The organism is Pedobacter hiemivivus (genome assembly GCF_004331685.1).
Lineage (GTDB): Bacteria > Bacteroidota > Bacteroidia > Sphingobacteriales > Sphingobacteriaceae > Pedobacter > Pedobacter hiemivivus.
Window position 1 is genome coordinate 47690 of record NZ_SJSM01000023.1, and the last position, 14927, is coordinate 62616.

The 14927-nt window shown below is 39.7% G+C and carries 9 protein-coding genes; 8 read left to right on the plus strand and 1 reads right to left on the minus strand.

Features of this window, described 5'->3' with window-relative positions; genetic code table 11:
- The first annotated feature begins 2 nt into the window (after positions 1-2).
- A complete protein-coding gene (locus tag EZ444_RS22695; RefSeq protein WP_131611656.1) occupies positions 3-1571 on the plus strand; it encodes a PKD-like family lipoprotein in 1569 nt (522 codons plus the stop codon).
- Between the two features lie 26 nt (positions 1572-1597).
- On the plus strand, positions 1598-2713 hold the full coding sequence (locus tag EZ444_RS22700; RefSeq protein WP_165503703.1) for a TlpA disulfide reductase family protein: 1116 nt from the start codon (positions 1598-1600) through the stop codon (positions 2711-2713).
- A 56-nt stretch (positions 2714-2769) separates the two neighbouring features.
- Here EZ444_RS22700 and EZ444_RS22705 read toward each other — a convergent pair whose 3' ends face one another.
- A complete protein-coding gene (locus tag EZ444_RS22705) occupies positions 2770-3375 on the minus strand; it encodes an RNA polymerase sigma-70 factor (protein WP_131611660.1) in 606 nt (201 codons plus the stop codon).
- A 106-nt stretch (positions 3376-3481) separates the two neighbouring features.
- Between EZ444_RS22705 and EZ444_RS22710 the strand changes: the two genes are divergently transcribed.
- From EZ444_RS22710 to EZ444_RS22735, 6 genes are all read left to right on the plus strand, one after another.
- A complete protein-coding gene (locus EZ444_RS22710; protein ID WP_131611662.1) occupies positions 3482-4633 on the plus strand; it encodes a FecR family protein in 1152 nt (383 codons plus the stop codon).
- Between the two features lie 217 nt (positions 4634-4850).
- Complete coding sequence (locus EZ444_RS22715; protein ID WP_131611664.1) at positions 4851-8228, plus strand: TonB-dependent receptor; 3378 nt, start codon at positions 4851-4853, stop codon at positions 8226-8228.
- 11 nt (positions 8229-8239) lie between these two features.
- The gene (locus EZ444_RS22720; protein ID WP_131611666.1) at positions 8240-9793 is read left to right on the plus strand and encodes a RagB/SusD family nutrient uptake outer membrane protein; all 1554 of its coding nucleotides are present in this window, start codon (positions 8240-8242) and stop codon (positions 9791-9793) included.
- Positions 9794-9850: 57 nt separating this feature from the next.
- Positions 9851-11335: a hypothetical protein gene (locus EZ444_RS22725; protein WP_131611668.1), complete on the plus strand. Its 1485-nt coding sequence runs from the start codon at positions 9851-9853 to the stop codon at positions 11333-11335.
- Positions 11335-12537, plus strand: a complete 1203-nt coding sequence (locus EZ444_RS22730) for a glycoside hydrolase family 88 protein (protein ID WP_131611670.1) — start codon at positions 11335-11337, stop codon at positions 12535-12537. Before EZ444_RS22725 ends, EZ444_RS22730 begins: the two co-directional genes overlap by 1 nt.
- 12 nt (positions 12538-12549) lie before the next feature.
- On the plus strand, positions 12550-14910 hold the full coding sequence (locus tag EZ444_RS22735) for a polysaccharide lyase 8 family protein (protein WP_165503704.1): 2361 nt from the start codon (positions 12550-12552) through the stop codon (positions 14908-14910).
- Positions 14911-14927 lie beyond the last annotated feature (17 nt).

Consider the following 14927-nt stretch of genomic DNA (forward strand, 5'->3'; position numbering starts at 1 on the left):
ACATGAAAATATTTCATTATACAATTATTCTTTTAGCGCTTTTAGTCGCCGGTTCCTGCAGTAAGGACCTGGGCAATTACGAATACAAGGATATCAATGAGCTGTCCATCGCTGGTGTAAACAGCACTTACAATATGCGCAAAGGGTATGATACCCTGCGCATCAATCCCAAAATTAACGCTACAATGGATGAAGGGGATACTTCCAGGTACGATTATTACTGGATTTTGTCTAAAGGTGTTAGATTAACAGACACCATAAGCAGAAAGAAACAATTAAATTACCCTGTATTGCTGGATCCTGCCAACTATCCCCTGTTTTACAAAGTAGTCGACAAAAAGACCGGTGTGGTTTGGCGCGCGAATTCAACACTGAATGTCAGCACACCCGTTGCGCGGGGTTTACTGATCATGGGAGAAGACGAACAGGGGTATGCCGAAGCTGAAATGCTAGCTATGTTAAACGACACCTTGCATATCAGACAAATTTTGTCAAAAAGTGGGCTTCCGCGCTTACGCGAGCCTGTCAGCTTTGTTCATACCGGAAACGGCAGTTCCAATGCAGATATTAAGCTATGGGTATTTACGAAAACAGGGTCTTATTTCCTTGATCGTGGTGAATTGACGGGGACACCAGCAAATAACTTTAGCAGGCTATTGTATGTTTCGGAGGTAATCAATCCCGAAACCTTGCATCCGATTTCGTTTGCCCCACAGGTAATTACTGCCGCCGGAGCACCTACAAATCCGTTGTATCGGGCACTAATAACGAAGGGGGGGGATGTTTTTGTATCCTTCCTGTTAATTAATGGTGGTGATTTATACAATAATCCTATCAATCGGGTGAGTACGGCACAACAAGTCCGGATTCCGGCAGCACCCTATTTAATTTATTCTATTGGAAATATGGCTTCTGTGATGTGGTATGATACCATCAACCAACGTTTCATGAATTATTCAAGCTTTGGAAGTGGTACTGCATCTGTTGTTTTGACGGATGATAAAGATAAGGACGGTAACGAACCCATTTTCCCTTGGAACAATGCGGCACTCGGAAGGACGCTGGTATATGCCGAGAACACTCGGAATACTGACCTGGGATCTACAAATGGAAATTCTTTCGCCATCATGAAGGATGCGGACAATGCTCATTATGTTTATAAATTCTATGCCAGCGGAGGTGCCCCGGCCAGACGCGCTGCTTATAAAATCAGTCCCATCGCTGTAGATTTTGATAAAGCTGATTTTTATGCTTTTTCTTCTAATAGAACGGTAATTTTCTATTCAGTAGGCAACAAACTATACGCCTATGATTATAATCCTAATAATGAGCGGTTCTATCAATACGCTGAAACAGGAGGAGATCAGATTACTATGCTCAAGTTCGATACACAAATCGATCACGTAACAAACAGCTTATATATTGCTACTTATAACAGCAATACCAAAGGTACGTTACGTCGCTTTAGAGTAGGTACTAACCCAAACGTGGTTGAATTGTTACCACAGGTAAATAGTACCTGGACCGACCTCGTTAAAGTTAAAAACATCAATTGGCGCGCTGTCAACTAAATAAATTCTAATTATAAATGAAACAGATGAAATTAAAACATGTACTCGTACTGGGCTTGTCAATTATTCCTTTAGCAGGTTTTTCACAGTCCGAAAATTTCACCATCAATGGTAAGGTAAATCGCAAACACGATGGTAGATTTATAAAGTTAGCATACGAAGATGCGCAAATCAAAAAAGCCGACAGTGTATTGGTGCAAAATGGTGCATTTAAGTTTACAGGCAATATCAGTTCAGCTACAGTGGGTAAACTTGGTTTTGGTAATGAACAGACTGGCGATAAAATAGATTTGTTGCTATCTACAGGAACAATTCAACTATCTGCTAAGGATTCCATTCATTATGCCAATATAAAAGGTACAAAGCTGGCCGAAGCACATGAGCTATTGGCAAAGAAACTAAGACCCGCTGAGGACAAACTTAATGGTTTAATCAACCAATTTAGGAATCTGCCTGAAGGTCCGGAGAAGAAGGCTGCTGTGACTAAATTTCTAGCTGGATTGGATGAATATACCCGTTTCAGAAAAGAAACTATTCATTCCTTTGTAAATGAATATCCTTCATCTTATGTTTCCCTTTATTATTTAGACCAGACTGCACAAGGAAGATTGGCTAATTATGAAACGACATATCCTACTTTTTCTAAATTGAGTCCTGAAATAAAGGCTACAAAGCTGGGAAAAGAACTTGAGGAGAGACTTCTTTCCGTAAAGGGCAAGTTGGTGGGAGAGAATTTTATTGATTTTGTTTCAACTACTCCGGAAGGTACTCAACTTAGCTTAAAAGAAGTAATCAGTAAAAATAAATACACATTGGTTGATTTCTGGGCGAGCTGGTGCGGCCCCTGCAGAAAGGAAAATCCTTACGTGGTAAAAACCTTCAACGAATTCAAAGGAAAAGGATTTACTGTATTAAGTGTCTCCCTGGATGAGGATGCTACCAAATGGAAGGCTGCTATTGAAGCCGACGGAATGCCTTGGTACCATGTTTCAAGCTTAAAAGGCTGGAAAGAACCTGCCGCCGCACTTTACAACGTACGTGCCATTCCACAGAATGTATTGGTTAACAGTCAGGGTAAAGTAATAGCAACCAACTTAAGAGCTGAAACACTTTATAATAAAGTAAAGGAAGTTACTCAATAGTCATAACAGGCGCTTTTAAAGGGGGAGCGTAGCTCCCTTTTTTTATGCGCTAAATTTTAATTTACAAAATCGCTGATGCCACCAGCTATAATCAACATTACCGTAACATCCTTTAATGATATACGCAAATGTTTAAGGGCATGGGTAATCTGGTTTTCAACCGACCGCTTCGAGATACCAAGTTTGTCCGCAATCTCATCGTTGCTCATCAATTGGCGCCTGCTCATGAGGAAAATCTCCTGACATCTTTTTGGTAGGTTTTTAAGGTAAGATTCCAATTCCGCTTCCAGGTCATTATACGCGATTCGGTCAAAACCGTTATTTTCAACCGAACTATTCGAAAAAACTTCCAGATCTTCTTTGTAATCGATAGGAATAATTTTGCTGGCATGGATGCTTTTGTAAACCCTATAGCGGCCTGCGGAAGTAAGGTAATTTTTGAAGGAGTCAATTTTTAAAGTCTTTCGGTTGCTCCAGAGCGTTAAAAAAATATCATGCACAATTTGTTCACACACCTCTCTATCCCTCACGTAAGCATAAGAATTACTGTAAATCCGAGAAGAGTAGCGATGAAATAAAGTAGAAAAAGCACGTTCATCATCTAATTTGATGGATTCCCAAAGATCAGCATCGGAGGGAATCTGTGTAATTCTATTTGGCATAAAACGAAATTACATTTTTTAGGATGAAATATAAATAAAAAATATTTTTAAAAGTATGTGTGTGGTACGTATTAATAGGTACTATACATATAACCAATTATAAATTATGACGAGGGAAGAATATATCCTGTTGTATGAAAAGTGCATACAGGGCAAATGCACTGATGAGGATAAAAAGAAGCTTGATGAATATCAGGACGATTTTTCTTTAGATAACATATACTGGGATGAAGACCGTTTGGGCGACGAACACCAAATAACAAGCAGTATATATAGAAAGCTCCAAAAAAGTATAAAACATCAGCGACCTAAAAAATTGCAGTGGTATAAACTACCACTTGCTGCTGCCATTACATTGATGACGGTAGGTGCAGGTATTTACCTCTATTTTAATACATCACCTGATCGCACAAAACAACAGACACAGATTGCTGACAAAATTGTTGCAGGTAGTAATAAGGCAATCCTTACACTATCCGGCGGTAAGCAAATTATTTTAACCGATGTAAGTAATGGTGAATTAGTAAAGCAAGGCAATACCCAGATTACAAAAACAGCCGATGGTAAAATTATTTATCAACCCTCAGCAGCGCATAGTTCTGGTACTTCTGGTATGGCCGTTGTCTTTAACACGGTTAGCACGCCTAAAGGTGGCCAATTTCAAGTTGTGCTGCCTGACGGATCTCATGTATGGTTAAATGCGATATCCAGCATAACCTATCCATCAAACTTTTCAGGAAAGGACCGACGGGTTCAGTTAACAGGGGAAGCATATTTTGAGATCGCTAAAAATCCGGAGAAACCATTTAAAGTAGATGTGATCGGAAAACAACAAATTGAAGTGCTGGGTACTCATTTTAACGTAGAGGCTTACCCTGAAGATCATGAAATTAAGACCACACTTTTAGAGGGATCGGTTAAGCTTATGGCTCAAAATAAACAGGTCAAATTGAAACCGGGCCAAGTTGCGGTTAATGATCTTAAAAGAAATTTAACAATTAAACAGGCTGATGTAGAAGAGGTAATGGCATGGAAAAACGGCTTGTTTGTTTTAAATGATGTGAACCTTAAGGATGTGATGAAAAAAGCATCCAGATGGTATGACGTTGACGTCGAATATCAGGGGAATGTCTCAAATAAAAAATTATGGGGTACAATGTCAAGGTATAAAAATATTACCGAATTGCTGGAGAACATCGCTATTACCAGTTCATTGCGTTACAAAATTGATGGAAGGAGGGTGATTTTGATGAACTAATCTATACCAGATCAAATATCACCTGATAAAAAAAAATTCCAGGAGCGTTGAAGCCGCTCCTGGAAATTGCACAGCTTGAGAACTGCTATCAGGAAAATCTTAACGGTCACATTTTACACAACCAATTTTTTATTAACCTAATTTCCAAATGTATAAAATTTTAACTGTACTCAGATACGGGATGTCCTCTTGTGTCCACCCTAAATTATGGCGAATTATGAAACTGTCCTTTTTTATTTGTCTTATCGCATTTTTGCACGTCAGCGCCGCCTCTATAGCACAAAAAATAAGTTTAGAAAAGAATAACGCAACACTTCGTGAAACACTTAATGATATCCGTAAGCAAAGCGGGTATAGCATAATTTGTGATGTCGAACTTTTGAACGAAGCACAGCGGATTAATCTTCATATTAAAAACGTTTCCTTAGATGAGGCATTAAAGCAATGTTTTATTGATCAGCCCTTGTCTTATGTAATCAATAAAAATACCATTGTAATTACGCCAAGACCGCTGGCGAATTCCACCGTTAAGAAATGGCTAAGTATCTCTGGAAGCATTATAGATGAAAAGAAAATGCCCTTGCCTGGTGTTACCGTTAAGGTTGAAAATAGTCCGACGGCCGTTTCTACCAATGAGAATGGTTTTTATACGATAAATGTACCCGATGAAAAAGCAGTGCTGGTGTTTTCATCAGTCGGTTATCTTACGGAGCGGCGGGTTGTGGCTAAGACGAGGGTGATCAATATCCAAATGACAGAAGAGAACAGCAAATTAAATGAAGTTGTTGTGGTTGGTTATGGTACCGTTTTGAAAAAAGATCTGACTGGTTCGGTGGGCAGTGTGAAAATGGATGAAATGCAGAAAGCACCTGTTCGTTCTTTTGAAGAAGCATTGGCGGGCAGGGTGGCCGGCGTGGCTGTAGCTAGTGGCGATGGACAGCCTGGATCTTCCAGTACGATTACTATTCGAGGGAACAATTCTATCACCCAGAATAACTCACCTTTGTATGTTATAGATGGCTTCCCGCTAGAAAATGCGGATAACAATGCCATTAATCCGGCTGAAATAGAGTCTATAGAAATCTTAAAAGATGCTTCTGCGACAGCTATCTACGGTGCGAGAGGTGCAAATGGAGTGATCATGGTCACTACAAAAAGAGGGAAGACTGGAGAACCTGTTGTTACCTACAACGGTTATTTCGGGCTTCAGCAAAATAGGAATGAAGTGGCCTTAATGGATCCTTATGAGTTTGTGAAGTTACAGCAGGATCTTAATGCGGTAAACGCAGACAAACGATATTTTACCAATGGCCTTACTTTGGATAGTTACCGGACGGAACAGGGGGTAGACTGGCAGGACCGTTTATTTAGAACGGCACCTATGCAAAATCATTATATGGCTGTTAACGGGGGGAATGCCAACACCAAATATTCTCTTTCCGGTTCGATTACAAACCAGGATGGGATTATCCTCAACACCGGATTTAACCGTTATCAGGGACGTTTAATTTTGGATCAAAAGGTTAATGATAGGTTCAAAATAGGTGCCAACATAAATTATTCAAATACCAGTAGTTCGGGTAGTGTCGTGTCTAACAGTTATGGTAGCTTAAGTACATTAAGCTTAATGTATAGTGTTTGGGCTTATAGACCCGTAAACGGAACTGGTAGCAGTGATGATCTGATTGATGAGCTTTATGATCCGGCTATTGATGTGAGTAATGATCTGCGATCGAACCCGGTAATCACTGCGCAAAATACTTACAATAAGCGGATTGTTAATTCTTTAGTCATTAACGCTTATGCTGAATATAATTTTACCAAAAGCTTAAAGCTGAGGGTTACCGGAGGTGCTAATCGTTCTGATCAGGTGGTAAATATCTTTAATAATTCGCAGACACCGCTAGGCAATCCCTTAAGCCCGCAGGGTAAAGGTGGTCCTAATGGCTCTGTTACCAATAATAGAATCAATGATTTATTAAATGAAAACACCCTTACTTATAATGGTGTAATCGGGAAATACCATAAACTGAATGTATTGGGAGGCTTTACTGTGCAACAAACTAACTTTAATAATTTTGGAGCAATTGCATTACAGGTTCCCAATGAGACGTTAGGGATAGGCGGATTGGATGAGGGAACTTCCTCAACAATTACTTCAGTTACCTCATTAAACAGGTTGGTTTCTTTTTTAAGTAGAGTTAACTATAGTTTTAAGGATAAATATTTGGTTACGGCATCCTTCAGATCTGATGGTTCATCTAAATTTGCACCTGGTAATAAATGGAGTTATTTTCCTTCCGGCTCTGTCGCGTGGCGACTTACAAGAGAAGATTTTATGAAAAAAGTACCTGTAATTACGGATGCTAAATTACGGGCAAGTTATGGATTAACCGGAAACAATCGGGTAAGTGATTTTGCTTATTTGGCAACCTTAGTTTTACCAAACTCTGCAGTTTATCCTTTCAATAACGGGATTAACAAAGGAGCGATTAAAACAGCTTTAGGAAATCAGAACCTGAAATGGGAAAACACCTCACAATTGGATTTGGGTATGGATGTTTCGTTGCTGAAAGACAGGGTGTCATTTACGGCAGATTATTATCGAAAAACTACCTATGATTTATTGCTAAATGCCAATCTGCCGCCAACCGCAGGTTTACCAAATGCTTTTAAGAACATTGGAAAGGTTAGAAATGATGGATTCGAATTTACACTCAATACCACTAACATCAGCAATACAAATTTCTCCTGGACCACAAATTTCAATATTGCCTTTAACCGCAACAAGATATTGGCGCTAACAGAAAATCAGGAGAACATTTTAACCAATCTTGCCTGGGATGCTAATTATGTAAATACACCGCTTTATACGGGTAAAATTGGTGAGCCTATTGCTCAGTTCTACGGATATAAATGGGATGGTGTATATCAATACAGTGATTTTGATAAGTCGACAGCAGGAGTTTATACCTTAAAAGCTGATGTGCCCACCAATGGCAATACACGGGGTAGCATTCAACCGGGCGATATTAAGTACGTAGATATAAATGGCGACGGGGTGGTTAACGCTGACGATAGGACCGTAATTGGTAAACCTTACCCCTTATATACTGGAGGGCTGTCTAATACATTCAAATACAAAGGTTTTGATTTGAATGTGTTTTTTCAATGGTCTTCGGGTAATGATTTGTTTAATGCCAACCGCCTGGTTTTTGAGGGCAGTACCCGGCTTGATCAAAACCAATATGCCAGTTTTACAAACAGGTGGACACCAGATAATCAGAATAATAATATGTTCAGGGTTGGTGGCCAGGGACCTTATGCCTATTCATCCAGGGTGATAGAAGATGGCTCGTTTTTACGTCTGAAAACCGTTGCGCTAGGGTACAACTTACCTGCTCCTTTTGTTAAAAAAATTAAATTAAAGACTTTAAGGGTATATACCGCCGCACAAAATATAATAACATGGACTAATTATTCAGGTCCGGATCCAGAGGTGTCTGCCAGGAACTCCGCATTAACGCCTGGATTTGACTATTCAGCTTATCCTCGAGCCAGTACAGTAACATTTGGTTTAAACACAACATTTTAATAACGTAAATCATGAAAAAAATTATTTACATATTAATTATCACAGCTATTTTTCCATTAGCTTCTTGTAAGAAGTTCCTGGATGTGGCACCAACCGATTTTTTAAGTCCGATTAACTATTATAGTACAGAAACGGAAGTCGAAAATGCACTAACAGGGGTTTATGATCCACTGGGAAGAGAGGCGATGTATGGGCGATATTTGTTTACTACGTTGGCGTATGGTAATGACGAGGGATTAAGATCGGCTTCGGCAACCACTACGGGTTTAGAAGTATTTAATTATACACCTTCAGATGGCATTGTTGGGAATTTATGGACATCCTGTTACCAGGGCATTGACCGTGCCAATGATCTATTGGCTAATATAGATAAGCCGAAAATGGACGACACGAAACGAAAGCGGATAAGGGGGGAGGCACTGTTTTTAAGAGCGTACTATTATTTTTTACTAGCCGACAATTGGGGTGATGTACCCTTAAAGCTAAGCCCGACAGTTTCAGCCAGTGATGTAAATATCAAAAGCAACCCTAAAAAGGAAGTCTTTGATCAAATACTGAAAGATATGGAGACTGCCGAACCATTGGTTAGTACCTCGACGGAATTGAAGTTTAGCGGAAGGGTATCTAAAACAACAATTGAGGGGATAATGGCCCGCGTTTGTCTAACGATGGCAGGAAGCCAGGTAAATGATCCCAGCAAGCTTAATGATGCATTGAAGTGGGCTGAGAAAGTCCAGCAGTCAAAAGAACACAGTTTAAATCCTGATTATAAACAAATATTTATTAACCAATCTAAAGATCTCTATGACGTTAAGGAAAGTATGTGGGAAATTGAGTTTTATGGTAACGGTATAGGGAGTTACAATGAAACCTCCTGGGTAGGAGTTTGGGGTGGAATATTGGCATCGGGGCCTGATCTGCAAACACCGGGTTACGGTTATGGCGCATTGTATGCGACTAACAAATTATATAATCTATATACAGATGCGGCTGATGTGAGGCGCGACTGGAATATATCACCTTATTATTTTACCACGACTAAGCCTACCAATTTTACAGCAACACAGTTGTATAACCGCTATCCTGGTAAATGGCGTCGCGAGTATGAGGTGGTAACACCAAAAAGTAAAAATGTTTCGTCTACAAATTTTCCTGTTTTGAGGTATGCGGATGTACTTTTAATGCTGGCCGAGGCGGAAAATGAATTGAATGGCCCGACACAAAAAGCACATGATGCTTTGAATGAGGTAAGGGCAAGAGCGCATGCTTCTGAGTTTAAAGGTGCAACCATTATTACAGATAAAATTATTTTCAGACAGGTTATTCAGGATGAACGGGCGCGGGAGCTTGCTTTTGAAGCTTTGCGTGATCATGACCTGAAACGTTGGGGCATATTTATCAGTACAATGAAAGATTTGTCAAAGAACATTACCGCCAGCTATCCGGCAAACTTGAGGTTCCTGGCATTAGCGGGTAACAACATCGCCGAAAGACATTTGTATTTACCAATACCAAGTTTAGAATTATCACTTAATAAAGCCATCAAACAAAATCCTAACTGGTAGAAATCGTTAAAAATTAACGATTTGGTCCAATTGTATAAAATTATAAATACGACAAAAATGAAACATAATTTATATGTGTTAGGGGTAAAGTGTACCCTGATGGCAGCGCTGTTGATCATTTGTTCTTGCAAAAAAAATGAGGTAATTTCCCAAGGCGAGGAGGAGAAGGCAGTGGTTTTAAAACAATCTAGTTTATCGGTTGTGCCGCTGGCAATGGTTAATGTTTCTCTGGATATTGCCTCCTCAACTATCGGTGCAAATGTACCCACTAATTTTGTTGGTCTGAGTTATGAGAAATCTGATCTCATTAATCCAACCTGGCCTTATTTTAATGAAAACCAAGCCGTGTTCCTGCAGTTAATTAAGAACCTGAAAACTGGAGTGTTGCGCCTGGGAGGTAATTCATCTGATAAAATCTTCTGGCAAGATTCGCTAAGGGGTACATCTACTTCAATTACCAATGTTTACAGGGATGATGTGACTAAACTCAAATTATTTATGGATCAGCTGGGATCGGATTGGAAGCTGATTTATGGATTAAATCTAGCCAATGACACGGTACATACATCTGAGGTTAATTTTGTACAGACTCAGTTTGGAACAAAAGTTTTAAGCTTCGAAATCGGTAATGAGCCAGATTTGTACCCTCAGAATGGTTATAGGGCAACAGGTTATGGTATTGTTCATTACAAACCGGAGTTTGAGGCCAGCTATAATATTTTACATGCAGCGGTTCCAACAGCTCCTTTTTCCGGACCTACGGTGTCCTCTAAAACTGCCTGGATCCAAACATTCGCTACTGATGAGGCCAGCCGAATCAATTTTTTAACTACTCATTATTATAAAATGGGTTCGGCAGGAACGATACCCCAATTGATGCAATACGACTCTACTTTAGTTTCCCGTTCTGGAATAATCGCGGCGGCATCTGCAAGTAGTGGCTTGCCTTACCGCTATGCGGAGTGTAATTCTGTTAACAATGGCGGCAAAGATGGAGTGAGTAATGTATTTGCTTCCGCATTATGGGGCGTAGATATGATGTTTTACCTGGCACGTAAGGGAGCAATGGGCGTAGATTTTCATGGCGGACGTAGGTCTTATTATTCCCCGATTTATTACAATACGAATAATACATTTAGTGTAAAGCCTCTTTATTATGGCCTGATGATGTTTACGTTGGCAGATATGAAGCAGTCTTTAAATCAATTGTTAAACAACAATGGATTAAACATCACCGCATATGCTTTTAAAAATTCGGTCGGTAAAACCTGCGCGTTAGTCGTTAACAAGGATGCAGCTAATACAGCCTTGTTAACAATAACCAGTGCGTCAACCATTACATCCGCCAAATTGCATGAACTGGTTACCAGCGCTGCAACACCTTTATCAGCGACAACTGGTATTACCCTGGATGGGGCAGCCGTAAATGCTACAAATGGAACCTGGAATGGCACGACTACTACCACCGTTGCCGGTACAGGTACTTCAGAAATCACCTTAACAATTAATCCCGCCAGGGCAGTACTTATAGAATTGAATTAATGAATCTAAAGAAATTAAAATGGACAGTAGGATACCTGTGTATGCTGCTATTCTGCGTATCAGTTGGTGTAAAAGCACAGGTTACAAAACCAAATATTAATAAAGTGCTTGATGTGGCCGAACAACAATACAAAAGCTATTTGAAGTTATATCCCAACAATGCGTTGTATCCACGTAGTGTAAATAAAGACGGCTCTATTAGGTTAGTCAAGTCGAAAGACTGGACAAGTGGTTTTTTTGGCGGTAACTTATGGTATATGTTTTATCTAACCCGAAACGGCAAATGGAAAAACGAAGCGATCAGGTATACGGAAACCTTAGAAAACGAAAAATATAACAAAACGACTCACGATCTTGGTTTTGTCCTATACAATACCTTTTATAAAGCTTACCATATCACACACAAGAATAGCTATAAGGAGGTTTTGTTAGAAGCTTCAAGATCATTGTCTTCCAGGTATAATCCAAAGGTTGCTGCGATCAGGTCATGGGATTTTAAGCCTTTCAAATATCCGGTAATAGTGGACAATCTGATGAACCTGGAAATGTTGTTATGGGCATCTAAAATAAGTGGCGATTCGTCTTTTTATCATATTGCAGTCTCGCATGCTGATGTTGACTTAAAGTATCGTTTTAGAACGGATCATAGTACTTACCACGTACTTGATTTTAATCCCGCAAATGGTGAGCTGATTAAAAAGCAAACTTTCCAGGGCTATGCAGACAGTTCATGTTGGGCCCGTGGACAAGCCTGGGCAATTTATGCGTACACTTTTTTATATAGGGAAACGAAAGACCCTAAATATTTAGTGCAAGCTGAAAACGCGGCGGATTATTTTTTGTCACAAACCGATCTTTCTGATGACCCAATTCCTTTTTGGGATTTTAATGATCCAGAAATTCCGAATGTGTCAAAAGATGCTTCGGCAGCAGCTGTAGCGGCATCTGGCTTACTTGAATTAAGTACTTATGTCGGCGCAAAGAAAAAATATTATGAAAGAGCTCAGGCTATACTGAGTGCTTTATGTACAGATGAATATCTGGCCAAGCCTGGAACGAATCAGTATTTTTTGCTAAAACATAGTACAGGGCATCGCCCGCATCAGGATGAGATAGATGCCCCGCTTATTTATGCTGACTACTATTTTTTGGAAGCACTATACCGATATCAGCATTATAAAAATTTAAAAGGGGTCTTATAAATTCATATGGCAATGAGAACAATCAGTGTGTTTTTATATTTATTAGTTTCCTGTTGTCTACCTTTTAAGGTATTCGCACAGGATTCTTTCGCCAGTAAGCAATTTAATTGTGATTCTTTACGGATAAAATGGTGCGATTTTTTAACCGGCGGAAAGTATAATCCAAACGATCCGCTGATCAAAAATAAACTTTCAATTATCAATAGGAATTCACTTTCTTTCTGGAAAAATGGCTTTGTTAATGATACGGTTAACCGAAAAACTTTATGGCTGGATCTGAAGTATAATAAATCCGCGGATATTACTACAAGCTATACCAGGCTATATAGTATGGCAATTGCTTATTGCTCAGCTGGAACTGATGGTTATCATAATGAGCAATTGAGAAGTGACATCTTATCTGCATTGGAATGGCTCTATACCAAGAAATATAACGAAAGAACACTTATCCCCAAAACTGGAGGAAATAATAATTGGTGGGACTACCGTATTGGTAGTTCGGAAAAGCTAAACAACATTATCGTATTACTTTATGATCAGATCAGCCCCGAGTGGCGGGCAGCATACGTACGTGCAATACAACATGCCGCCCCGGCTGTCGACGGGTATACAGGTGCAAATTTGGTCTGGATCAGCCGGGTAATCGCAATCTCCTCGATTATAGCTCAGAATCCGTCAAAAGTATCTTATGCTGTTAATGCTTTAAGCCCGGTATTTAATTATGTTACACAGGGTGATGGTTTTTATACTGACGGATCATTCCTTCAACATAATAAGCACCCTTATTCGGGTGGTTATGGGGTTAACCTTTTATCTTCAGTCGCAGAATTGATATATCTGTTTCCTGAAATACCGCATATGATACCTAATGCGACTAACATCTATAGTTGGGTTTATGATTCTTTTCAACCGATAGTATATCGTGGCGGAATAATGAGCTCAGTTATGGGGCGCGAAATTGCCCGTAATAATATCAGCGAACACAGCAAAGGCAGAGCATTAACTGAAGCTTTAATACTCCTTGCTCATCAGGCGCCTGAAAAAGAGGGTCAGCGATTAAGGTCTATCGTGAAAAGCTATATACAGGAAGATGGGAATAAGAATGGTTTTTCGTCCATTATGCTTACGCAGATGGCAAGCGAGATTATGAGTGATAAAACTATCGTACCTCGAACAACCTATATTACTTATCGGCAACTGGCTAACATGGATAGGGCAGTCCAACAAGCAGACCATTATGCCTTTATGTTAAGTATGCATTCCTCCCGCATTTACAATTTTGAATCCATTAATCAGGAAAACTTAAAGGGCTGGCACCTTTCGGATGGTATGACCTATCTATACAACGCGGATCAAAAGCAGTTTGAAGATAATTTTTGGAGCACTGTAAATTATCAGCATTTGCCTGGAACCACTACCGAGGAGGACTTATCGGCTTTGACTAATAAAATCAGTACTAAAAGTTGGGTGGGCGGTACCGCTATATTAGATAAATATGGAGTAAGTGGAATGGACTTATCTCCCTTCGGAACCACACTTTCGGCAAAAAAATCGTGGTTTATGTTAGCTGATGGTATTGTTTGTTTGGGTGCGGGTATTACCAATCAGGATAACAAAAATGTATTTACTACAATTGAACAGCGTAAGCTCAGTTTGGAAAACAGTAATATATTTACCGTGGATGGCAAAATTATACCAGGTGACTTCGATGTTAGCGACCGCTCTAACGTAAACTGGGCACATCTATCAGGGAGTGTAAAGGGGTCAGATATTGGTTATTACTTTCCGGAGGGGATAAAACTAAGCATGAAACGCATGCCTCAAAGCGGCAAGTGGAGTGAACTCCGAACCGGGACTGACAGCACTCTAAAAACACGGCATTACCTAACTTTATGGAAGGGACACGGTAATCATCCTATTGATGATAATGGTGCTGATCTCAAATATGCTTACCTGTTGTTGCCTGGCTATAGCGCTGAGAAAGTAAAACAGTACGCCAAATCTCCATCCATACAGATATTAGAAAATACGGCAAGGGTTCAAGCTGTAAAGGACATTAAGCTGGGACTAACTGCGGCTAACTTTTGGAAAGATACTTTAAGCTCCGTCGTGGTGGACCATAAAATCTATTTAACCTGCGATAAAAAAGCAGCGGTAATGGTTATGGAAAATCAAGAGGGTATAAATATTTCGTTATCAGATCCTACTATGCTTAACGAAGGGCTTATTCATATACAGATCAACAGACCGGTTTCGGGCCTTGCGACTTCTGCTCCCGAAATAACCATAAAGCAGTTAAAGCCCGTACTTCAGTTTTCTGTAAATGTTAAGGGCTTGAAAGGTAGGTCTGTATCTGCGGTGTTTAAACAATAATTTTTAATTAATTCATA